General features: G+C 72.4%; 21 protein-coding genes. 15 read left to right on the top strand and 6 right to left on the bottom strand.

Annotated features, from left to right (window positions below):
* Positions 1-41 precede the first annotated feature (41 nt).
* Genes AB0L89_RS25785 through AB0L89_RS25805 form a run of 5 tightly spaced genes read left to right on the top strand, consistent with a single transcriptional unit; the run spans position 42 to position 4634 of the window.
* Positions 42-1676, top strand: a complete 1635-nt coding sequence (locus tag AB0L89_RS25785; RefSeq protein WP_365145271.1) for an ATP-binding protein — start codon at positions 42-44, stop codon at positions 1674-1676.
* Entirely contained in the window at positions 1673-2080 is a 408-nt protein-coding gene (locus tag AB0L89_RS25790) for a roadblock/LC7 domain-containing protein (protein ID WP_055556816.1), read from the top strand. Before AB0L89_RS25785 ends, AB0L89_RS25790 begins: the two co-directional genes overlap by 4 nt.
* Entirely contained in the window at positions 2077-2493 is a 417-nt protein-coding gene (locus tag AB0L89_RS25795) for a DUF742 domain-containing protein (protein ID WP_365145275.1), read from the top strand. The genes AB0L89_RS25790 and AB0L89_RS25795 overlap by 4 nt, the downstream gene beginning before the upstream one ends.
* Positions 2474-3097, top strand: a complete 624-nt coding sequence (locus tag AB0L89_RS25800) for an ATP/GTP-binding protein (protein ID WP_365145278.1) — start codon at positions 2474-2476, stop codon at positions 3095-3097. Before AB0L89_RS25795 ends, AB0L89_RS25800 begins: the two co-directional genes overlap by 20 nt.
* A gap of 49 nt (positions 3098-3146) precedes the next feature.
* Positions 3147-4634 carry a cytochrome P450 gene (locus tag AB0L89_RS25805; RefSeq protein WP_365145895.1) on the top strand — a complete coding sequence of 496 codons (1488 nt, stop codon included), beginning with the start codon at positions 3147-3149 and terminating at the stop codon, positions 4632-4634.
* 10 nt (positions 4635-4644) lie between these two features.
* Here AB0L89_RS25805 and AB0L89_RS25810 read toward each other — a convergent pair whose 3' ends face one another.
* A complete protein-coding gene (locus AB0L89_RS25810) occupies positions 4645-5589 on the bottom strand; it encodes an RluA family pseudouridine synthase (RefSeq protein WP_365145281.1) in 945 nt (314 codons plus the stop codon).
* Between the two features lie 144 nt (positions 5590-5733).
* Between AB0L89_RS25810 and AB0L89_RS25815 the strand changes: the two genes are divergently transcribed.
* Complete coding sequence (locus AB0L89_RS25815; protein ID WP_365145284.1) at positions 5734-6333, top strand: GNAT family N-acetyltransferase; 600 nt, start codon at positions 5734-5736, stop codon at positions 6331-6333.
* A 142-nt stretch (positions 6334-6475) separates the two neighbouring features.
* Positions 6476-6943 carry a hypothetical protein gene (locus AB0L89_RS25820; RefSeq protein WP_365145287.1) on the top strand — a complete coding sequence of 156 codons (468 nt, stop codon included), beginning with the start codon at positions 6476-6478 and terminating at the stop codon, positions 6941-6943.
* A gap of 73 nt (positions 6944-7016) precedes the next feature.
* Here the strand turns inward: AB0L89_RS25820 and AB0L89_RS25825 are convergent, their stop codons facing one another.
* Together AB0L89_RS25825 and AB0L89_RS25830 are read right to left on the bottom strand one after the other, a co-directional pair.
* Positions 7017-7853, bottom strand: coding sequence for a siderophore-interacting protein (locus AB0L89_RS25825; RefSeq protein WP_365145290.1), 837 nt, complete (start codon positions 7851-7853; stop codon positions 7017-7019).
* Positions 7854-7929: 76 nt separating this feature from the next.
* Positions 7930-8835, bottom strand: a complete 906-nt coding sequence (locus tag AB0L89_RS25830; protein WP_365145292.1) for a 5'-3' exonuclease — start codon at positions 8833-8835, stop codon at positions 7930-7932.
* Positions 8836-9133: 298 nt separating this feature from the next.
* On the opposite strand from AB0L89_RS25830, the gene AB0L89_RS25835 reads away from it, so the two are divergent.
* The 5 genes from AB0L89_RS25835 (at position 9134) to AB0L89_RS25855 (ending at position 15484) form a co-directional block, all read left to right on the top strand.
* On the top strand, positions 9134-10300 hold the full coding sequence (locus AB0L89_RS25835) for a glycine betaine/L-proline ABC transporter ATP-binding protein (RefSeq protein WP_365145295.1): 1167 nt from the start codon (positions 9134-9136) through the stop codon (positions 10298-10300).
* Positions 10293-12902 (top strand): ABC transporter permease/substrate binding protein, encoded by a 2610-nt coding sequence (locus AB0L89_RS25840; RefSeq protein ID WP_365145300.1) that lies wholly within the window; start codon positions 10293-10295, stop codon positions 12900-12902. Before AB0L89_RS25835 ends, AB0L89_RS25840 begins: the two co-directional genes overlap by 8 nt.
* A gap of 169 nt (positions 12903-13071) precedes the next feature.
* Positions 13072-14061, top strand: coding sequence for a hypothetical protein (locus AB0L89_RS25845; RefSeq protein ID WP_365145302.1), 990 nt, complete (start codon positions 13072-13074; stop codon positions 14059-14061).
* Between the two features lie 105 nt (positions 14062-14166).
* Complete coding sequence (locus AB0L89_RS25850) at positions 14167-14742, top strand: cupin domain-containing protein (RefSeq protein WP_365145305.1); 576 nt, start codon at positions 14167-14169, stop codon at positions 14740-14742.
* A 22-nt stretch (positions 14743-14764) separates the two neighbouring features.
* A complete protein-coding gene (locus AB0L89_RS25855; protein ID WP_365145898.1) occupies positions 14765-15484 on the top strand; it encodes a helical backbone metal receptor in 720 nt (239 codons plus the stop codon).
* Here AB0L89_RS25855 and AB0L89_RS25860 read toward each other — a convergent pair.
* Complete coding sequence (locus AB0L89_RS25860) at positions 15453-16580, bottom strand: TDT family transporter (protein WP_365145308.1); 1128 nt, start codon at positions 16578-16580, stop codon at positions 15453-15455. The genes AB0L89_RS25855 and AB0L89_RS25860 overlap by 32 nt on opposite strands.
* Positions 16581-16650: 70 nt before the next feature.
* On the opposite strand from AB0L89_RS25860, the gene AB0L89_RS25865 reads away from it, so the two are divergent.
* From AB0L89_RS25865 to AB0L89_RS25875, 3 genes are all read left to right on the top strand, one after another.
* The gene (locus AB0L89_RS25865; RefSeq protein WP_365145311.1) at positions 16651-17592 is read left to right on the top strand and encodes a LysR family transcriptional regulator; all 942 of its coding nucleotides are present in this window, start codon (positions 16651-16653) and stop codon (positions 17590-17592) included.
* A 114-nt stretch (positions 17593-17706) separates the two neighbouring features.
* Positions 17707-18171: a DNA-binding protein gene (locus AB0L89_RS25870; protein WP_365145314.1), complete on the top strand. Its 465-nt coding sequence runs from the start codon at positions 17707-17709 to the stop codon at positions 18169-18171.
* A 90-nt stretch (positions 18172-18261) separates the two neighbouring features.
* Positions 18262-19227, top strand: a complete 966-nt coding sequence (locus AB0L89_RS25875) for an aminoglycoside phosphotransferase family protein (RefSeq protein ID WP_365145317.1) — start codon at positions 18262-18264, stop codon at positions 19225-19227.
* Here AB0L89_RS25875 and AB0L89_RS25880 read toward each other — a convergent pair.
* The gene (locus AB0L89_RS25880; protein ID WP_365145320.1) at positions 19196-19882 is read right to left on the bottom strand and encodes a gamma-glutamyl-gamma-aminobutyrate hydrolase family protein; all 687 of its coding nucleotides are present in this window, start codon (positions 19880-19882) and stop codon (positions 19196-19198) included. The genes AB0L89_RS25875 and AB0L89_RS25880 overlap by 32 nt on opposite strands.
* 23 nt (positions 19883-19905) lie before the next feature.
* Complete coding sequence (gene eat, locus AB0L89_RS25885; protein ID WP_365145323.1) at positions 19906-21351, bottom strand: ethanolamine permease; 1446 nt, start codon at positions 21349-21351, stop codon at positions 19906-19908.
* Positions 21352-21455: the final 104 nt, after the last annotated feature.

A 21455-nucleotide genomic window follows, 5' to 3' on the forward strand; every position in this document is an offset into this window, starting at 1 on the left:
CCCACACCCCCTTCCCCAAGACGAGTGTTCAGAGGGCATACATGGTGAGTGTTCAATCGCCTCCCGGTGGCCGAGAAGTCCCTTATGCGCGCGTACTGTTGCTGCCCGCCATGCTCATGGCCGCGGCGACCGGAGCCGCCGTCGCGGCAGTGACGGAACCGGCCCGGACCGCCGTCGGCTGGTGCGGCGCCGTCGCGACCCTCATGGTCGTCGCGGTCGGTGCCGAAGCCGTGCGGCGCGGCCGGACCATCCGGGGACAGCGCGCGCGCCACGCGCAGCAGCTCGCCTTCCTGGAGCGCCGCATCGCATCCCACGACGAGGAGACGGTCCGCCTGGGCCGGGAGATCCTGCCCGACGCGCTCTGGCGGCTGCGGCAGGGCGAATCGCCCGTCGAAGTGGTCCGCAACGTCGTCGACAAGAACGAGGCGTACTGCGAACTGCCCGACGCCCAGCGCGATCTGCTCCGCTCCGTCCTCGACACCCTGGACCGCGAGGAAGCGATGCGCGAGTCCGCGCAGCGCGCCTTCGTCAACATCGCCCGGCGCGTCCAGTCGATCGTGCACCAGCAGGCCGCGGAACTGCGCGACATGGAGGAGTTCCACGGCCGCAACCCCGAGGTCTTCGACGACCTGCTCCGCATCGACCACGGCACCGCGCTGATCGGCCGGCTCGCCGACTCCATCGCGGTGCTCGGCGGCGCCCGTCCCGGCCGCCAGTGGCCCAAGCCCGTACCGCTGTTCAGCGTGCTGCGCGGCGCCATGTCCCGGATCCTGGACTACCCGCGCGTCGAGCTGCACTCGATCGCCAACGTCGCGATCAAGGGCACGTCCGTCGAGCCGCTCATCCACGCCTGCGCCGAGCTCCTCGACAACGCCACGCGGTACTCGCCCCCGCAGACCAAGGTGCACGTCACCGCCGTCGAGGTGCAGACCGGCATCGCCGTCGAGATCGAGGACGGCGGCGTCAGCCTCAGCGAGGAGGCCCGCGCCCGCGCCGAGCGCATGCTGGAGCAGGCCCAGGCCGGCATCGACCTCAACGACCTCGGCGAGACGCCCCGCCTGGGCATGGCCGTCGTCGGCCGCCTCTCGCAGATGTACAACATGCAGGTCTCCCTGCGGCAGTCCGCCTACGGCGGCGTCCGCGCCGTCCTCATCGTGCCGCGCGAGATGATGACCACCGGGCCCGCGCCCGGCCTCGCCCACGGCATCGGCGCCTCCGCCGTGCCGCGCGTGGACAACAGCGGCCGGACCATCGAGGAACCCGCCCGCAACATCCGGCGCAAGAAGCCCCGCGTCGTCACCGCGGGACCGCCGCTGCGCTCGCCGGCCGCCGCGACCATGGAGGACGACGTTCCCGAGGTCACCGAGTGGACCCCCAACGGCCTGCCGCAGCGCCGCAGCCGCGTGAAGATCCCGCTCAGCCAGCGCTACGCCCAGGAGGCAGAGGCCCAGCGGATCGCCGAGGCGCACGCGGCCGCGACCGCGCCGCCCCCCGCGCCGCCCAAGAAGGACGAGGTCGAACCCGGCCTGTGGATCGAGGCGTTCATGAAGGGCGTCAAGGGTGACGGCGAGGACGAGCGGGGCGGCTCCCCGCACGACCCGCCGGGGGCCATCCCGCCCCAGCACGGAACCACCCAGAACAACAACGGCAGCGCCGACGAGAGGGACTGGCAGTGATCCAGCAACGCGCCAACTTCGACTGGATGCTGAAGGAGCTCGCCGACGGAGTGCCGCAGACCCGGCAGATCGTGGTGCTCTCGGCGGACGGTCTGCGCATCGCGCGCTACGGCGGCGATCCGGACGCGGCCGACCGCATCGCCGCGGCCTGCGCGGGGCTGCAGAGCCTCGCCGCGGCCGTGGCCACCGAGATCCCGCACAGCGACGGCGGCATGAAGATGGTCATCATCGAGATCAACGGAGGCTACTTCTACCTGATGGCCGCGGGCGCGGGCGCCTATCTCGCCGTGCTCGCCGACGAGACGGTCGACGCGGGTCTCATCGGCACCCGCATGCGCGATCTCGTCGTACGCATCGGGGCGCATCTGACAAGCCCGCCCCGACGCGACGGGCAGGCCGTATGACTCCTCCGCAAGACTCCTCCCCCCAAGGCCCCCAGCAGGACGAAGCACCGGCCGAGCAGGGCGCGCCTCCCCAGCGGGAGCGCCGCAGCCCCGAGAACCCGGAGCGGCTGTACATCCTGACCGGCGAGGGCTCCGAGCGGGCACCGCTCGACCTCGTGACCCTGATCGTGGCGCAGGGCAAGGCGTCGCCCACCGCGCAGCCGGAGCACTCCGCGGTGCTGCGGCTGTGCACGACGCCGCTCTCCGTCGCCGAACTCTCGGCCTACATGGGACTCCCGTTCAGCGTCGTGACCGTCGTCCTGACGGAGTTGCTCGCGACCGAGCTCGTTCAGGCGCGCGCCCCCATCGTCCGCTCCGCGCTCCCCGACCGATCCCTCCTCGAAGCGGTGATGCATGGACTCCAGAAGCTTTAAGAACACGGACACGATCACCGGCCCCCGCAGCGAGGACGTCCTGCCGCACACGGCCACCGCCGCCGTGAAGGTCGTGATCGTGGGCGGGTTCGGGGTCGGCAAGACGACGATGGTCGGCTCGGTGAGCGAGATCCGCCCGCTGACCACCGAAGAGACCATGACCCAGGCGGGCATCGGCGTCGACGACAACTACGGCTCCGAGTCCAAGACGGCCACCACCGTGGCCATGGACTTCGGCCGCATCAGCATCTCCGAGGAACTGGTCCTCTACCTCTTCGGCACCCCCGGCCAGGAGCGGTTCTGGTTCCTGTGGAACGGCCTGTTCGAAGGCGCCCTCGGCGCGGTCGTCCTCATCGACACCCGCCGCCTGGAGGTCAGCTTCGACGTCATCGGCCGCCTGGAGGAGCGCGGCGTGCCGTTCGTCGTCGCCGTCAACGACTTCCCCGACGCGCCCCCTCACCCGATCGAGACCCTGCGCAGAGCCCTCGACCTGGAGCCGGACGTGCCGATCATGGCGTGCGACGCCCGCCGCAGGGAGTCCAGCCGGGACGTCCTGATGACGCTGATGCGCTACCTCCACTCCCTGACCGTGGCCCGCGTCTGAGACCCCGCAGCCCCCACCCCGCAATCCCTCCCGCGACCCCGGAGCGACGATCGTGACGACTCCCTCCCCCTCCTGGCCCGGCACCGACGACCGGACCGTGCCACCCCCCGGCTGCCCCGCCCACGGCGTCGGCCCCGGCGGCCTGCGCCGCCTCTACGGCCCCGAGGCGGACACCGACCTGGCGGGCCTGTACGAGAAGCTGCGCGCCGAACACGGCCCGGTGGCCCCCGTGCTGATCCACAACGACGTGCGGATCTGGGCCGTCCTCGGCCACAGCGAGAACCTCCACATGGTCCGCACGCCCTCGCAGTTCACCCGCGACTCGCGCCGCTGGCGCGCCGTGCAGGACGGCAGCGCGGGCATGGACCACCCGCTGGCGCCGGTCTTCACCTGGCAGCCGATGTGCAGCTTCGCCGAGGGCGACGAGCACCAGCGGCTGCGCGGCGCGGTCACCGGTGCCATGTCGGGCATCGACCACCGCGGCATCCGCCGCTACATCAACCGCTATACGAACCACCTGCTCAACGACATCTGCCAGGACGGCCGCGCGGACCTGGTCAGCCAGTTCGCCGAGCACCTGCCGATGATGGTGATGTGCCACGTCCTCGGCATGCCCGAGGAGTACAACGAGCGCATGGTGCAGTCCGCCCGCGACATGATCAAGGGCACCGAGACCGCCATCGCCAGCAACGCGTACGTGATGGAGGTCCTCATGGGCCTCGTGGCGCGCCGCCGCGCCAACCCCGAGGAGGACTTCACCAGCAGCCTCCTCGCCCACCCGGCCCAGCTCACCGACGACGAGGTCGGCGCGCATCTGCGCCTCGTGCTCATCGCCTCGTACGAGGCGACCGCCAACCTCATCGCGAACGTGCTGCGCATGGTCCTCACCGACCCGCGCTTCCGCGCCCAGCTCAGCGGCGGCCAGATGACGGTCCCGGAGGCGGTCGAGCAGTCCCTGTGGGACGAGCCGCCGTTCAGCGGCATCGTCGGCTACTTCGCCAAGCAGGACACCGAGCTCGGCGGCCAGCGGATCAGGGCGGGTGACGGTCTGATCCTCGGCATCGCGCCGGGCAACGTCGACCCGGTCGTGCGCCCCGACCTCGCCGCCAACATGCAGGGCAACCGCTCGCACCTCGCGTTCAGCGGCGGCCCGCACGAGTGCCCCGGCCAGGACATCGGCCGCGCCATCGCCGACACCGGCGTCGACGCGCTCCTGATGCGCCTGCCGGACGTCGAACTGGACGTCGACGAGCGGGACTTGCGGTGGACCTCGTCGATCCTGTCGCGGCATCTGGTGGAGCTGCCGGTCAAGTTCGACCCGCGGCCGCCGCAGGACGTCATGGCCCGCCCCTCGGCGCAGCTGCCGACGCCCCGCAGGGACTGGCAGGTGTCCTCGCCCGCGCCTCGCCCGCAGCAGCCCGCCGCCCCGGCGCCGGCCGCGTCGGCGCAGGCCGCGCCCACCCCGGCCCCGGCGGCGGACACCGACCGGCCCAAGGGGGCCTGGCGGCGCTTCCTCACCTGGTGGCGCGGGTACTGACCGGGCGCGGTCAGCGGTCCCATGCGTCGTACGCCGCCCAGGCGCCCAGCGACCGTCCGCTGACGAAGCGGTGCGGGACGCCGGTGACCGGATCCGTGAACTCCAGGACGCGTGCCAGGAGTTGCAGGGGCCGCCGGAAGTCGTCCGGCGGCACGGGTCCGGTCACCACCGGGTAGACCGGATCGCCGAGGATCGGCAGGCCCAACGCGTTCATGTGGACGCGGAGTTGGTGGGTGCGGCCGGTGCGCGGGGTGAGGCGGTAGCGGCCGAGGGCGCCGCGGTGCTCGACGAGTTCGATCACGCTCTCGCTGTTCGGCTCGGCGTCCTCGACCTCGTAGGCCGCGATGATCCCGCGGACCTTCTCGATGTGGCTGCGCACGGTCCGGGGGAGCGGCACGTCAGGGTCGTACGGCGCGACGGCCTCGTACTCCTTGCGCACCCTGCGGTCGCCGAACAGCGTCTGGTACGCGCCGCGTTCCTCGGGGCGCACCGTGAACAGGAGCAGTCCGGCGGTCAGCCGGTCGAGGCGGTGGGCGGCGCCGAGCGTCGGGATGCCGAGCTCCGCGCGCAGCCGGGCGAGGGCGGTCTGGGTGACGTGGCTGCCGCGCGGCATGGTCGCGAGGAAGTGCGGCTTGTCCACGACGACGATGTGGTCGTCGCGGTGGACGACGTCGAGGGCGAACGGCACCGGGACCTCCGGCGCCAGCTCCCGGTGGAACCACACGAAGGCCCCCGGCTCATAGGGTGCGTCCGGCGCCACCGGTGTCCCGTCCGCGCCGACGATCCGGCCCTCCGCCAGCATCGCGTCGATGACCCCGGCCCCGGCCGCGAGCCGCTCCACCAGATGCGCGCGCACGGTCGGCCAGGCCCCGTCGGGCGGCAGCTTGACCCGGACGGGGTCGATGCCGTCGCGCTGGGGGAGCGGGGCGGGCGGGATGCGGGGCTTTCGTCTCATCAGGGGGCCAGCGTACGGGGCGTCGCAGGTCAGGGGCGCGCGTTGGCGGCGTGGGGGGCGCGTCGCGGGGCGAGGCGGCTGCGTGGTCCCGCCCTCCCGGAAAACCACTGCCGCCGCACGTGCCTCCGCTGTCACGATGAGGCCATGCCCTTCAAGATCTCTGACATCGTCGCGCCCGGCACGCTCGCCGGCCGCGAGCAGCCGACGATTCCCGTCCCCGGCGGTCTGGTCGCGCGCCCCTGGGCGGACGGCGACGCGCGTGCCGTGTACGAGGCGTTCCAGGACCCCCTGCTCCAGCGCTGGCACGCGCGCGTGGCCGACTCCGAGAGCGAGGCGCTCGGCTGGATCGAGGACTGGCGGGGGGCCTGGGCAGACGAGCGCGACGCCTACTGGGCGGTGGCCGACGCCGCCACGGACGAGCTGGTCGGCCGGGTCGCCCTGCGCTGCATGGTGCTCGCCGGAGGCCAGGCCGAAGTCGCCTACTGGACCGTGCCGTCGGCCCGCGGCCGGGGCGTCGCCCCGCGTGCCGTCATCGCACTCACGGACTGGGCGTTCGACGAAGTCGGTCTGCACCGGATCGAGTTGACCCACTCGACGGCCAACGAGGCGTCCTGCCGCGTCGCCCTGAAGACCGGCTTCGCCGCGGAGGGCACGATGCGCGGCGCGCTGCTGCACGAGGACGGCTGGCACGACATGCATCTGCACGCGCGGATCAAGGGCGACGGGCCTACCGCGGTCGTATGACCGGCGCGTCGGCTACCGCCGTGGTTTACGGGGACTGCCGCGGTGGTTGATGCCGGGTTCAACCTCGTGCGGGACGCCGTGCGGGACCCGCGCCCCCTACCGTCTGGTGCTGACCGCACACCGTCGTACCAGGGGGAATTCGATGCGTACCGTCCACAAGACCGGGCTGGCCGCCGCCGCGGCGCTCGCCGGGCTCACCGCCGCCGTCGTACCGGGCGCCAGTGCGAGTGCCGCTCCGCCGTCGACGGCGGGGGCGTCGGCCAAGACGGCGGCCGTGCGGGCGGGGGACGTGGCCGCCGCCGCGGGCTGCCCGGTCACGCGCTTCGGTCACGCGGGCAGGTACAAGTGCCACACCCGCGTGATGGACGCCTACTGGGACAGCCGGGCCGGCTACGACGAGACGTTCGTGATCGCGCCCGACCGGACCATCTGGCACATCTGGGGGCGCTCCGGCGGCTGGAAGCGCATGCCGAACGGCGGCAAGGCGGACAACATGGCGGGATATGACACGGCGAACGGCCGCACCGTCGCGGTCTGGGTCGGCAGCACGAAGTGGTGCACCAACTACAAGAACAACAAGTGGAACGCCTGGCACAAGTGCCGGGGCTGAGCCCGGCCCGACGTACGAGAGGAGGCGGCCGCCCCACCGGGGCGCCGCCTCCTCGTACGGGGGCGTGCGACGGTTACGCCGCCTGCTCCTGCTCCGCCTCCACCCGGGCGTTCCACTCGCGCTTGGAGGCCTGCCAGCCGTCCTCGTTGTGGCCGAGGCGCCAGTAGCCGGAGAGGGAAAGACGCTCGCGCGACACCTCGCGCTCCAGGCGCAGATGGCGGCGCAGCTCCTTCACGAAGCCCGCCTCGCCGTGCACGAAGACGTGCGGCTCGCCCGCGGGGAACTCCAGGGAGCGGACGGCCTCGACCAGCAGCTCGCCGACCGGGCGGTCGCCGCGGTGCAGCCAGGTGATCCGCGCGTCCGTCGCGATCTTCTGCTCCTCCTCGGGGCCCTCGACCTCCACGAAGACATGGGCGAGGGCGCCCGCGGGGAGCGCCTCGGCCGCGGCGGCGATCGCCGGCAGGGCGCTCTCGTCGCCGGCCAGCAGATGCCAGGGGGCGTCCGCGTCCGGGGCGTAGGCGCCGCCGGGGCCCTGGAAGCGGATGGTGTCGCCGAGTACGGCGTCGCGGGCCCACGGGCCCGCGAGGCCCTCGTCGCCGTGAATGACGAAGTCGAGGGCCAGCTCGCGGGCCTCGGGGTCCCACCAGCGCACGGTGTAGGTACGCGTCACCGGCCACTGCTCGCGCGGGAACTCCTCGCGGATGCGCTGGATGTCGAACGGCTCGGGGTAGGTGACGCCCTCGGCGTCGAAGAGCAGCTTCACGTAGTGATCGGTGCAGTCGCCCGCGGTGAACGCGGCGAGCCCCGCGCCGCCGAGGACGACGCGCTGCATGTGCGGGGTCAGTCGTTCCGTGCGGACGACCTGTCCGACGTGGGCCTTCGGTGCTTTGCGTGCCGGACGTTCTGCCATGACGGCCGCCTCCCCTGATCCACAAGTACTTAGGTTTACCTAAGCTAACACCTCGGCTCGTGGAGGAGGGGGTGTCTCAGCCGTCGAGCGTGGTGAGCAGCCGGTGCAGCGAGCTGCCGAGGCCCCACCGGGCCGCCAGCTCGTCGAGCGCCGCCGGATCGCGCGGCTCGCGCGGCAGCGCCACGTCCACGTCGGGCAGGGGTACGTCGCCGGCCACGCGCACGACCTTCGGCGCGACCGCCACATAGGCCCGGGACTCGTCGAGCCGCTTGCGCTGCGAGGGGGTCAGCTTCGACTTCGGGTCGTCGACCGCGGCCATGATCCCGGCCAGGTCCCCGAAGGCGTCCAGGAGCTTGGCGGCGGTCTTCTCGCCGATGCCGGGCACGCCGGGCAGGCCGTCGCTCGGGTCGCCGCGCAACAGGGCCAGGTCGACGTAGCCGGAGCCGTCCACGCCGTACTTCTCGCGCAGCCAGGCCTCGTCGGTCATCTGCAGGGTGCCGACGCCCTTGAGGGGGTAGAGCACGCGGATGCCGCGCCCGTCGTCGACCAGCTGGTAGAGGTCGCGGTCGCCGGTGACGATGTCGACCGGGCCCGTGGCGCGGGCCGCGAAGGTGCCGATCACGTCGTCCGCCTCGTACCCCTCGACACCCACGCGCGCGATGCCGAGCGCGTCCAGGACGTCCTCGATCACCGGCACCTGCGGCGAGAGCGTGTCCGGGGTCTCCTCGGCGTCCGGGCCCTCTTCGACCTCCTCGGCGACGCGGTGCGCCTTGTAGGAGGGGATGAGCTCGACCCGCCAGTGCGGGCGCCAGTCCGCGTCCATGCACGCGACCAGGTCGTCCGGGCGGTGGTCCTGGACGAGGCGGGTGATGAAGTCGAGCAGCCCGCGCACGGCGTTCACCGGAGTGCCGTCCGGGGCCTTCACCGACTCCGGGACGCCGAAGTAGGCCCGGTAGTAGAGGGAGGCGGTGTCGAGAAGCATGAGCCGTCGTGTTCGCTGAGTCACATCGCGCATCATGCCGCACGGCACCGACAGCAGGGGGCCCCGGCGGGCCCGGCGCGGGCGCGTTGCGCATCGCGGCACACCGTGCCGAGGAAGCAACAAATGTGAGCTGGAACACTCCTCGGTTTGATCCGTGTAAGCACGGGAAGGCGCGCACCCGGAGCGAACCCGGTCGAGGATTCAACATTTCGACCGGGTAAGTGGGCAGAACCCCACGCCGCTCCACGGCCCGCCGGCGGGGGAGGCGGGCCGTCTTGGTTCGACCCGAGAGGTGTATGTGTCCAGGCTGCAGGCCGAGCACTTGTACAAAGTGTTCGGCAGACGACCCGATGACGCGGTGGAGAAACTCCGCCACGGAGCCGACCGAGAGGAGCTGCGCGCCGACGGCACCACCGCCGCCGTGATCGACGCCTCCTTCGAGGTCGAGCCGGGCCAGATCTTCGTCGTCATGGGTCTCTCCGGATCCGGCAAGTCCACGTTGTTGCGCATGCTCAACGGGTTGTCGGAGCCGACGGCCGGTCACGTCCGCTTCGACGGCCAGGACCTCACCGAGCTGAGCGCCCGGGAGATGCGCGAGGTCCGGTCCAAGAAGATCAGCATGGTGTTCCAGCACTTCGCGCTGTTCCCCCACCGCAGCGTCCTGGAGAACGCCGGCTACGGCCTGGAGGTGCAGGGCGTGCCCCGCGCCGAGCGCGAGAAGCGCGCCACCGAGGCGCTGGAGCTCGCGGGCCTCAAGGGCTGGGAGAAGTCCTGGCCCGACGAGCTGTCCGGCGGCATGCAGCAGCGCGTGGGCCTGGCCCGCGCGCTCGCCACCGACGCCGACCTGCTCCTCATGGACGAGTCGTTCAGCGCGCTCGACCCGCTGATCCGCCGTGACATGCAGGACCAGCTCCTCGTGCTCCAGAAGCGGCTGAAGAAGACCATCGTCTTCATCACCCACGACCTGAACGAGGCCATGCGCCTGGGCGACCAGATCGCCGTCATGCGCGACGGCCGCATCGTCCAGATCGGCACGTCCGAGGACATCCTGGTGACCCCGGCCAACGACTACGTGGCCTCGTTCACGCAGGACGTCGACCGCTCCCGGGTGCTCACCGCGGGCGCGATCATGGCCGACCCGGAGACCGCCTTCGGCACCAAGACCGCCGAGGGCAAGGAGCTGAAGACGGCGAAGGACGTGCTCGCCGCCGCCCCCGCCACGGTCACCGAGGACACCCCGATCATCGAGCTGTTCACGCCCTGCTCCACCAGCGGTGTGGCCGTCGCCGTGACCGACGACGAGGGCGAGCTCATCGGCGTCGTCCCGCGGGCCAGGCTGCTCGCCGTGCTCGGCGAGCCGATGAAGACGGAGACGGTCCAGGAGCCGCGGGACGCGGCCCCCGCCTCCATACCCGCGCAGGACGACGGCGGCAAGAACGTGGGCAAGGTGAGCAGCGGTGCCTAGGATTCCCTTCGGCGACTGGGTCAATGACTCGGTCGAATGGCTCAGAACGCACATGGACTGGCTGTTCGACTTCATCAAGACGATCTTCCAGAACATGTGGGACGGCGTCTACGACGTCCTCTCCGCGCCCGAGCCGCTCCTGATGGCGGGCATCCTCGCCGTCATCGCCTTCTGGCTGCGCGGCCTGCTCGGCGGTGTGCTCTCCTTCGCGGGCTTCGCCTTCATCGTGTCCCTGGAGCTGTGGGACAACGCGATGATGACGCTGTCCCTGGTGCTCGTCTCCACCTTCGTGGCACTGGTCATCGCCGTGCCCGTGGGCATCTGGGCGGCGCGCTCCAAGACGGTCAGCGGCATCGTCCGGCCCGTCCTGGACTTCATGCAGACGCTGCCCGCGATGATCTACCTCATCCCGGCGCTGCTGTTCTTCCGCATGGGTGCCCCCGCGGGCATCGTGGCCACGATCGTCTTCGCGCTCGCCCCCGGCGTACGCATGACGGAGCTCGGCATCCGCCAGGTCGACAAGGACCTGGTCGAGGCCGCCGACGCGTTCGGCACCACGCCCCGCAACACCCTGTTCCGCGTCCAGCTGCCGCTCGCGCTTCCGACGATCATGGCCGGTGTCAACCAGGTCATCATGCTCGGCCTGTCCATGGCGGCGCTGACCGGCATGGTCGGCACCCCGGGCCTGGGCGCCGACGTCAACGCGGCCATCGGCCAGCTCGACGTCGGCTTGGGCGCGGAGGCGGGCGTCTCCATCGTCATCCTCGCCATCTACCTGGACCGCGTCACCAGCGGCCTGGGCAGCCAGGTCTCGCCGCTCGGCCGGCGCGCGCTCGCCAAGGCGCGGGCCATGCAGGGCCTGAAGATCTGGAACTACCGCCCCCGGCCCGTCGTCGCGATGGTCGGCGTCGTCGTCCTCGCGCTCGTCGCGGGCGGCATGGGCATCTTCGGCGGCACCAAGTCCGAGTCCGTGGCCGACGCCAAGAACGTCGGCGACGGCAAGGAACTGAAGATCGGCTACATCCCCTGGGACGAGGGCGTCGCCTCCACCTTCCTCTGGAAGGAGATCCTGGAGCAGCGCGGTTTCAAGGTGACCACCAGCCAGCTGGAGGCCGGTCCGCTGTACACCGCCCTGTCGCAGGGTGACATCGACTTCCAGACCGACTCGTGGCTGCCGACGACGCACGCCTCGTACTGGAAGAAGTACGGCAAGGACCTGGAGGACATGGGCTCCTGGTTCGGTCCCACCTCGCTGGAGCTGACCGTTCCTGCGTACATGAAGGACGTCAACTCCCTCGAGGACCTCAAGGGCAAGGCCGACACCTTCAAGGGCAAGATCACCGGCATCGAGTCGAGCGCCGGAATGATGGGTCTGCTCAAGGACAAGGTCCTCGGCGCGTACGGCCTGGACAAGGAGTACAAGGTCGTCGACGGCTCGACGCCGGCGATGCTGGCCGAGCTGAAGGCCGCGTACGCCAAGAAGGAGCCGATCGTCACCACCCTGTGGTCGCCGCACTGGGCCTACAGCGACTTCGAGCTGAAGAAGCTGAAGGACCCCAAGGGCGCCTGGGGCAAGGGCGACGGCGTGCACACGCTGGCGCGCAAGGGCTTCTCGGGCGAGAACCCCGAGGTCGGCAAGTGGCTCAAGGACTTCAAGATGAGCGAGAAGCAGCTCACGAGTCTCGAGGCCGAGATCAACAAGGCCGGCAAGGGCCAGCAGCAGGACGCCGTGCGCGCCTGGCTGAAGAAGAACCCGGGCGTCGTCGACAAGCTCGCCCCGCTGCCGAAGAACTCCGGCAGCGACGAGAACAAGCGCCCGCTGAAGGCCGCGTACTTCGCGTGGGACGAGAACATCGCCGTCACCAACCTGTGGAAGCGCGTCCTGGAGAAGCGCGGCTACAAGATGGAGCTGACGCCGGCCGACGTGGGCCCGGCCTACACCGGTCTCGCGCAGGGTGACCTCGACCTCAACCTGGACGCCTGGCTGCCCACCGCCCAGAAGACGTACTGGGACAAGAACAAGGCCAACCTCAACGACCTCGGCTCCTGGTACAGCCCGACGTCGCTGGAGGTCGCCGTCCCGTCCTACGTCAAGGACGTCAAGTCGCTCGCCGACCTCAAGGGCAAGGGCGACAAGTTCAAGGGCAAGATCATCGGCATCGAGCCGGGCACCGGCGTGATGCAGGCGCTCAAGGACAAGGTCCTGCCCGGCTACGGCCTGGAGGACGAGTACGAGATCGCCGCGGGCTCGACCCCCGCGATGCTCTCCGAGCTCAAGGCCGCGTACGCCAAGAAGGAGCCGGTCGCGGTCCTGCTCTGGTCGCCGCACTGGGCGTACAACGAGTACGACCTGACCAAGCTGAAGGACCCCAAGGGCGGCTTCGGCAAGGGCGACACGATCCGCACGCTCTCCAGCAAGGACTTCCCCGACCAGTACCCGCAGCTCACGAAGTGGCTCAAGAACTTCAAGATGAGCGAGCAGGAGCTGGCGAGCCTGGAGAACGAGATCAACAAGGCGGGCAAGAACAACGAGCCCAAGGCCGTCGACACCTGGCTGAAGAAGAACCCGGGCTTCGAGGAGAAGATGACCTCCGCGAAGTAGCGCGAAGGAGTCCGACGCGTGCACCACCTCCGAGGGGTGGGCCTCGCCCTTGTGGCGAAGCCCACCCCTCGGGGCGTTCCGGCGGGCAGCCCCGGTCCCTAACCTCGACTGGGCCCCCGCACCTTTCGCGCACCCGACCGTGCGTACACCCGAACGTGAGTCCCCGCCCGTGACCGCAAGGCAGCCCAGGACGGCGCTCTTCGCCGTCGCCACCGCGCTGGCCCTGGCCGCCGCCCTGCTCGTCGCGCAGCTGGCGCGGGCCGACGCCGCCCCCGCCTCCGCGGGCACCGCGCGCCTGGCCGCCCTCGCCACGGACGTGCGGGCCGCCGACGGCCACCGCTACGACGCCCGCGACCACACCGGCCGCACCATGGACGCCGCGCAGATCGAGCAGGCCCAGGACGGCACCTACCTCGCCGTCTACCACACGCTCCTGGCTGACGGCCGCTTCCACGCGGCCGTCGCCACCTCCACCGATCTGCGCCACTGGCAGCGCCGCCACGACTTCGGGCCCGGCACCCACCAGGCCTCCCTCGCGCACGACGGCCGCGGCGGCTACGTCCTCGCCTACGAGAAGGACCCGCGCAACCACATCGCGGTCCGCGCGTACCGGGACCTGCCGGCGCTGCTCGCGGGCCGCGCCCACCGGTCCTTCGACGCCCCGCTCACCCTCTCCCGCTGCGCCGAGGGCACCCCCAGCGTCACCGCCGTGCGCGGCGCCACCATCCACCTCACCGGGCACTACCGCGCGGGCTGCGAGACCGACCGGCAGCTGCGGGCCACCCTCACCGGCTTCCGGCACTGGCACGCCGAGCCCGACCGGCGCCTGGACCGGGCCGTGCACGTCTGGGGCAACGGCGGCAACATCGGCGACCGCTCGCCCGTCGAGCTGGGCGGGCAGCGGGTGGTCCTCGTCGAGGGCCAGGGGCGGCGCGGCGACTTCGGCAGCTGGGGCACGTACGCCTACGACCCCTCGAGTGGCCGCGCGGACCGCCTCGACGTCCGCACCCACGGCGGCAGCCGCGCCTTCGCCAACCCCTCGGCGACGCTCCTGACCGACCCGGCGGGCCAACCCGCCCTGCTCGTCAGTCTGTTCGTACCGGGCGAGGGTTCGGCGCCCGGCGAGGCCGGGCAACTGCTCTACTGGCACAAGCTGTGACCGGCGGTCCGGCCAACGGGGCAAAACCGTTTGGCGAACATGCGTAGGGTGCAGAAAACCCCTCAGGGTTGAGAGTGGGCCGATGCGCTGAAGGGAGCCGAGGCGATGGACGAGCACAAGGAGACCCTCCGGGTGGGCTCGGCCGTACGGCGGCGCCGGCGGCAGCTGGAGCTGACCCTCGCGGTCGTCGCCGAGCGCAGCGGCCTTTCGGTGCCGTTCCTCAGCCAGATCGAGAACGAGCGCGCCCGCCCCAGCATGCGCTCCCTGCAGCGGGTCGCCGACGCCCTGTGCACCACGGACGTGGAGCTGCTCGCCGCCGCCGATCCGGCCCGCACCGTCGAGGTGGTGCGCGCCGACGACGACACCGACCTGGAGGGCTCCACGCCCGCCGCGCGGGTACGGGAACTGGCCCGCGGCCACCACCAGCTGCACGCCCTGGAGTTCATCGGCGACCACGACGAGGGACGCGAATTCCAGCACCGCAACGACGAGTTGATGTACGTCGTCGACGGCGGCGTCGAGATGGAGGCCGAGGGCCGGGCCTACCGCCTGGGGCGCGGCGACAGCCTGTTCCTGACGGGCGGGGTGCGACACCGCTGGCGGGCCACCGTGCCGGACACGCGGGTGCTGGTGGTCGCCGTGGGGGACCACATCGAGGCGGTGGACGAAAGGGGGCGCTGAGGTGTCGCGCGCCCGGGGACCCCTGCGGGTCGTCTCGCTGGTGCCCTCGCTGACCGAGGCGATCGCGGTGAGCGCGCCGGGTGCGCTGGTCGGGGCGACCGACTGGTGCAGCCACCCGGCGGACCTCGACGTGGTGCGGGTGGGCGGCACCAAGAACCCCGACGTGGCGCGCGTCGTCTCCCTCGCGCCGGACCTGGTCGTCGCCAACGAGGAGGAGAACCGCGCGCCGGACCTCGCCGCGCTGCGCGCGGCCGGCGTCGAGGTCCTGGTGACCGAGGTGCGGACGCTGCCGCAGGCGTTCCGCGAGCTGGCACGGGTGCTCGCGGCCTGCGGGGCGGGGCGGCCGGTGTGGCTGGCGCGGGCCGAGGCGGCGTGGCGGGAGCCGCCCCGCTTCGTGGTCCGGCGGCGGGCCGCCGTGCCGATCTGGCGGCGGCCGTGGATGGTCCTGGGCCGTGACACCTTCGCGGGCGACGTCCTGGCCCGCCTCGGCGTCGACAACGCGTACGCCGGACATGCCGAGCGCTATCCGCGCGTGGCCCTGGAGGAGCTGCGGGCGGGGGACCTGGACCTCGTGGTCCTGCCCGACGAGCCGTACCGCTTCACCCGCGACGACGGCCCCGAGGCGTTTCCCGCGGCCCTGCCGAAGGCACTGGTCAGCGGCCGGCACCTGACCTGGTACGGGCCGTCGCTGGCCGAGGCGCCCGCGGTGCTCAGCGAGGCGCTGCGAGCAGCCTGCCGTTGACCACACCGCGCAGGGTGTGGGTGAGGGCGACGGCCCAGGCGCTCACCAGGAGGACGAAGAGGGCGGTCGCGAGCCAGTCGAACGCGGCGAGGCCGGTGTGCTTGCCGAGGCCCTCGGCGCCGGTGACGCAGGTGCCGACGGGGAAGGTGAAGGCCCACCAGGTCATCGCGAAGCCCATGCCCCGGCGCCGGGCGCGCAGCACCATGGCCGCCGCGAGCGCCAGCCACATCAGGGCGAAGCCCATCACGGGCACGCCGTAGAGGACGGCGAAGGCGAGGAAGCCCCGGTCGAGGGGGGCGGGGACGACGCCCGGCGCGAAGTCGGCGAACTTGTTGGCGGCGGTCGTCGACTGGCCGAGCGGGCCGAGCACCAGGAAGAGCGTGGGGGTGAGCGCCAGCGGCAGCGGGCCCGCGGTCACCAGACGGGCGAAGATCACCGGCAGCATCACCAGGGTGGCGAGCAGGCTCAGGCCGAACATCGCGAAACAGGCGTACAGCATCGTCTGCTGCGCCTGGCCCGCGGGCAGGTGGGGGACGAGCAGCGGGCCGACGGCCGCCGACACCATCGGGGCCACGACGGGCAGCAGCCACACGGGCGAGGCCTGGTCGGGGGTGATGCGGTGCCGCACCACCATCAGGTACGGGATGGCGACGGCCGCCGCGAGCCCGATGAGGGTGCCCGCGGTGAACAGTACGGTGTCGAGCGCGACGGCCGCGCTCGTCCCGATCCAGTCCTTGCCGACGATCAGGGTGCCGCCGCCGACCGCGAGCAGCGCCATCGACAGACAGCCGTAGAACGGCGCCACGGTCGGGTCGAGGAGGTGGGTGCGGGCCTGGTCGCGGTGGTGGATCCAGTGCGCGGCGCGGGCGGTGAGCAGGACGGCGAGCATCACCAGGGACAGCGCCCATATGACCGTGCAGGCCGTGCGCAGCCCCATGACGTCGTACGGCAGCGTGGCACCCGCGTTCGCGATGATGGCGGTGCCCATGACGGAGGCGTACCAGTTCGGGCCGAGGTGGCGGACGGCGGGGAGGCGGGTGCCGACGGCCGCGAGGCCGGGGCGGGGGGAGGCTGCGGGATGAGCGGTGCTGACCATGCGTCCACGGTCTTACGTGACGCCCGGCGCCACCAGGGAGCACTTTTCTATGGGGACATAATCTGGCCTTATGAGTTTGTCGACACCCGCGTCCGACGTGCCCCCGGAGGCCTCGCTGGCGCACCGCGTCCCCGACCTCGGGGCGCTGCAACTGCTCCTCGCCGTGGCCCGGCTCGGCAGTCTCGGGCGGGCCGCCCGGGAGCTGGGCATCACCCAGCCCGCCGCGAGCAGCCGGGTGCGCGCCATGGAGCGCCAGCTCGGGGTCGCGCTCGTCGACCGCTCGCCCCGCGGCTCGCGCCTGACGGACGCGGGCGCGCTGGTGACCGACTGGGCGGGGCGGATCGTGGAGGCGGCGGAGGCCTTCGACGCGGGGGCGCAGGCGCTGCGCGACCGCAGGGACTCCCGGCTGCGGGTCGCGGCGAGCATGACGATCGCGGAGTATCTGCTGCCGGGCTGGCTGATCGCCCTGCGGACCCAGCGGCCGGACACGGCGGTGTCGCTTCTCGCGGGGAACTCCGCGGCCGTCGCCTCCCGGCTGCTCGCCGGCGAGGCGGACCTCGGTTTCGTGGAGGGGCTCACCGTGCCGGGCGGGCTCGACGAGGTCGTGATCGCGCACGACCGGCTGGTCGTCGTGACGGCGCCGGGCCACCCGTGGGCACGGCGCCGCAAGCCGCTGGCCGCCGAGGAACTGGCGGCCACCCCGCTGATCCTGCGCGAGGAGGGCTCGGGCACCCGGCAGGTCCTGGAGGCGGCGCTCGGCGGTCTCGCCCGCCCCCTGATCGAGCTGTCGTCGACGACGGCGGTGAAGGCCTCCGCCGTCAGCGGGGCGGGCCCCTCCGTGCTGAGCGAACTCGCGGTGGGCGAGGAGCTGGCGGCGCGGCGGCTGGTGGAGATCCCCGTGGCGGACGTGCGCCTGCGCCGGGAGCTGCGGGCGGTCTGGCCGACGGGCCACCGTCCTGCGGGGCCGGGCCGCGACCTGCTGGCGCTGACGCGCAGCGGCGTGGGGGTGTAGCGGGCGGGGCGGGGCTTCGGGCGGTGTTCGTCAGGCCCCCCGGCCGCCCGATACAAACAAAGTGTTCACAACGAATGGTTGACACCATGACGTGTGTCGCGCCATGCTGCCTGCATGGCCACGAATCCCGAGCAGCAGCAGTCCCCGGCGCCCGACGCCACCGCCGACCCCTTCACCCCGAGCCACCCGGAGCAGGCCCGCGCCCAGCGGGTCTACGCCTCGCTGATGCGGATCGCCGCGCGGCACGGCGCCGACGACGCGCAGCGGGGGCGACAGGTCCACCCCGCCGTCCTCGGCCCGCACGAGGCGGTGCGGCTGGTGTCCTTCCTGCTCAGCGGCGCCGCGAAGCCCGTCGACGGCGAGCCCGAGGTGGACCAGGCCGACATCACCGCGGCGCTCACCCTGCTGCCGCTGGTCCGCGGCGAGCTGGACGAGCTGGAGACCGGGCTGCTCCAGATGGCGCGGGGGCGCGGCATGACCTGGCCGGAGGTCGCCTTCGGCCTCGGCCTCGGCACCCCGCAGGCGGCCCGGCAGCGGTACGAGCGGCTGGCGTCGCGGACGGCGGGCGAGGGGGAGTAGCGGCGGGCGGTGCCCCGCGGGGCACCGCCGGTCGTCGCGGTCCGGGAAAATGCCTGGCGGCGGGAGGCGGGTCCCGCCCACCATGAGGTGATGATCCCCACCGCGCCCCCGGCCACCGGCGTCCGCACCCCCTGGCAGCAGCTCCCCGCCCGCGTGCGGGCCGCGCTGGAGGCCGAGTTGGGCGCGCCCGTGGTCCACGCGGCGACGCAGAGCGGCGGTTTCTCGCCGGGCGTCGCCGCCCGGGTGCGGCTCGACGACGGGCGGCGCGCCTTCGTCAAGGCCGTCAGCTCCGAGGCCAACCCCGGCAGCCCCGGTCTGCACCGCGCCGAGGCCCGGCACTCCGCGGCCCTGCCGGACTCCGTGCCCGCGCCCCGGCTCCTCGCGGCCCACGACGACGGGGTCTGGGTCGCCCTCGCCTTCGAGGACATCGACGGACGCCAGCCCGAAGTGCCGTGGCGCGCGGACGAGTTGGATCTCGTGCTCGACGCGGTGGCGGAGCTTTCGCGCGCCCTGACGCCCGCGCCCGTCGATGCGCGGTCCGTCGTGGAGACGGAGGCGGAGAGCTTCCGTGGGTGGCAGCGGCTCATCGAGGACGGCGACGCGGCGGCGGAGCGGCTCGACCCGTGGGCACGCCGCAACCTCCACGCGCTCGCCGAACTCGCCGCCCGCTGGACCGGGTTCGCGGGCGGGGACACCCTCGCCCACGGCGATCTGCGCGCCGACAACATGCTGATCACCGCCGAGGGGCGGGTCGTCTTCGTCGACTGGCCGCACGTCGTGCGCGCCGCGCCCTGGTTCGACCTGCTCGTCATGCTGCCGTGCGTGCGCGCCCAGGGCGGCCCCGACCCCGAGGACGTGTTCACCGCCCACCCCGTGGGCCGGGACGCGGACCCCGAGGGCGTGACCGCCACCCTCGCCGCCCTCGCGAGCTACTTCGTACGGGGATCCCTGCAGCCCGATCCGCCGGGACTGCCGACCCTGCGCGCCTTCCAGGCCGCCCAGGGCGCGGCCGCCCTCGACTGGCTCAGGACGCGGCTCGGACCAGCGCTGCCATGACGCGCGTGTCCTCGCCCATCTCCGGGTGCCACTGCACGCCGAGGACCCAGCCGGGGCCGGGGAGTTCGACGGCCTCGACGGTGCCGTCCTCCGCGTGCGCCGACACCACCAGGTCCCGGCCCAGGCGGTCCACCGCCTGGTGGTGGTAGGTCGGCACGTCCGTGGACGCGTCCGCCACGATCGAGGCGTAGAGCGTGTCGGGCACCGGCTTCACCGGATGCGTGCCGAAGACGCCGACCTGCTCGGTGTGTCCGTCCAGGTGCTGGACCAGGGTCCCGCCGAGCGCCACGTTCAGCAGCTGCATGCCCCGGCAGATGCCGAGCAGCGGTGTCCCGGACGCCAGCGCGGCCTCGATGAGGGCCAGTTCCCAGGCGTCCCGTTCCCGCGCGGGCGGTCCGGTGCGCTCCTCGCGCACGGCGCCGTACCGCACGGGTTCGACGTCGGGTCCGCCCGCGACGACCACGCCGTCGAGGCGGGCCACGACCTCGGCGGCGTACGACGGATCGTCCGGCGGCAGCATCGAGGCGAGGCCGCCCGCCGCCTGCACCAGGCGCGGATACCCGGCGGGCAGCAGGGCCGCGGGCAGCTCCCACACGCCCCAGCTCGCCCTGGACTCCAGATAGGTGCTGACTCCGATCAGCGGCCTGCCGCTCACTGCGTTCTCCCTCACCGTGGTGATCAGTTGCGTTCCAACTCTGCCTCCGCGGCCGCGAGGGCCGCGAACTCCTCCTCCGGCGCGCGGGCCACCAGGTGCTTGCGGCTGTACAGGCCGAAGTACGCGATGGCCACCACGTACACCGCGAGGGCGATCAGCGCCGCCGTCACGTCCACCAGGAACGTCGCGACCAGCGCGGCGCAGGCGAGGACCAGCGCCACGGACGACGTCAGGATGCCGCCGGGCGTGCGGTAGGGCCGCTCCAGGCCCGGCTCGCGGCGGCGCAGCACGATGTGCGAGAGCGACATCAGGGCGTAGGAGATGGTCGCGCCGAACACCGCGACGTTCAGCATGCGGGCGCCGTCCCCGGTCGCCGCCGCCAGGGCGAAGCCGATGGCGCCGGGCACCAGCAGACCGAGGTAGGGGGCCTTGCGGCTGCTGGTGAGCGACAGGAAGCGGGGGAGGTAGCCGGCCCGCGAGAGCGCGAAGAGCTGGCGCGAGCCCGCGTAGATCAGGGAGAAGAAGGAGGCCACCAGGCCCGCGAGCCCCGCGTAGTTGACGATCCGGCTGAGCGTCGTCGCCTCGCCGTTCGGCTGCAGCGCCTCCACCAGCGGGTTGCCCGCGTCCTGGATCGCGTTCGCGCCGCGCGCGCCGGCCGAGGCGAAGAAGGTCAGCAGGGCGAGGACGACGAGGATCGCCATGGACCAGCGGATCGCGCGCGGCAGCGTGCGGGCCGGCTCCTTGGTCTCCTCGGCGGCCAGCGGCACGCCCTCGACCCCGAGGAAGAACCACATGCCGAACGGGAACGCGGCCCAGATGCCGAGCAGGCCCATCGGGAGCCAGGAGTTGGCGCCGAAGGCGTCCGCGTCCACCGGGATGTCGTTGAGCTTGGCCGCGTCGAAGTCCATGAACGCGCCGACCGCGAAGACCAGCAGTGCCGCCACCGCGATGCCGGTCACGACGAAGCTGAAGCGCAGCGCCTCGCCGACGCCCCAGAGGTGGATGCCGATGAAGACGACGAAGCAGGCGAGGTAGACCGGCCAGCCCGAGGTCAGCCCGAACAGGCCGAGCGACTCGACGTAGTCGCCGATGAAGATGGAGATCGCGGCGGGCGCGAGGATGTACTCGATGAGGATGGCCGTGCCGGTCAGGAAGCCGCCCCAGGGGCCGAGCGCCCGGCGCGCGAAGCCGTAGCCGCCGCCCGCCGTGGGCAGTACGGACGACAGCTCCGCGAGCGAGAAGACCATGCACGCGTACATCACGCCCATGAGCGCCATGGCGATCGCGAGGCCGCCGAAGCCGCCCTCGGCCAGGCCGAAGTTCCAGCCCGAGTAGTCGCCGGAGACGACGTAGGCGACGCCGAGCCCGGTGAGCAGCAGCCAGCCCGCGCTGCCGCGGCGCAGCGTTCTGCGCTCCAAATAGTCGTCCGCCGGTTCGGCGGCGCTCGGCTTGCTGGACTCCACGGTCATGGCACGGCTCCTATGCGGCGGCGCGAGGCTTGCTGGCTCAGAGGCTTGCTGGCTCATTGGAACGGATCCATACCTTTGCGGTGTGGAGTGCGGGAAAGCAAGAC

Source organism: Streptomyces sp. NPDC052114, assembly GCF_040680155.1.
Taxonomy (GTDB): domain Bacteria; phylum Actinomycetota; class Actinomycetes; order Streptomycetales; family Streptomycetaceae; genus Streptomyces.

Bases quoted from the DNA above. Each gene is read 5' to 3' on its own strand.
- AB0L89_RS25830 (WP_365145292.1), bottom strand. From the start codon at position 8,835: ATGCTTCTCGACACCGCCTCCCTCTACTACCGGGCCTACTTCGGCGTC.
- AB0L89_RS25795 (WP_365145275.1), top strand. From the start codon at position 2,077: ATGACTCCTCCGCAAGACTCCTCCCCCCAAGGCCCCCAGCAGGACGAA.
- AB0L89_RS25810 (WP_365145281.1), bottom strand. From the start codon at position 5,589: ATGAGACGAAAGCCCCGCATCCCGCCCGCCCCGCTCCCCCAGCGCGAC.
- AB0L89_RS25865 (WP_365145311.1), top strand. From the start codon at position 16,651: ATGAGTTTGTCGACACCCGCGTCCGACGTGCCCCCGGAGGCCTCGCTG.
- AB0L89_RS25820 (WP_365145287.1), top strand. From the start codon at position 6,476: ATGCGTACCGTCCACAAGACCGGGCTGGCCGCCGCCGCGGCGCTCGCC.
- AB0L89_RS25860 (WP_365145308.1), bottom strand. From the start codon at position 16,580: ATGGTCAGCACCGCTCATCCCGCAGCCTCCCCCCGCCCCGGCCTCGCG.
- eat (WP_365145323.1), bottom strand. From the start codon at position 21,351: ATGACCGTGGAGTCCAGCAAGCCGAGCGCCGCCGAACCGGCGGACGAC.
- AB0L89_RS25870 (WP_365145314.1), top strand. From the start codon at position 17,707: ATGGCCACGAATCCCGAGCAGCAGCAGTCCCCGGCGCCCGACGCCACC.
- AB0L89_RS25815 (WP_365145284.1), top strand. From the start codon at position 5,734: ATGCCCTTCAAGATCTCTGACATCGTCGCGCCCGGCACGCTCGCCGGC.
- AB0L89_RS25800 (WP_365145278.1), top strand. From the start codon at position 2,474: ATGGACTCCAGAAGCTTTAAGAACACGGACACGATCACCGGCCCCCGC.
- AB0L89_RS25825 (WP_365145290.1), bottom strand. From the start codon at position 7,853: ATGGCAGAACGTCCGGCACGCAAAGCACCGAAGGCCCACGTCGGACAG.
- AB0L89_RS25785 (WP_365145271.1), top strand. From the start codon at position 42: ATGGTGAGTGTTCAATCGCCTCCCGGTGGCCGAGAAGTCCCTTATGCG.
- AB0L89_RS25875 (WP_365145317.1), top strand. From the start codon at position 18,262: ATGATCCCCACCGCGCCCCCGGCCACCGGCGTCCGCACCCCCTGGCAG.
- AB0L89_RS25850 (WP_365145305.1), top strand. From the start codon at position 14,167: ATGGACGAGCACAAGGAGACCCTCCGGGTGGGCTCGGCCGTACGGCGG.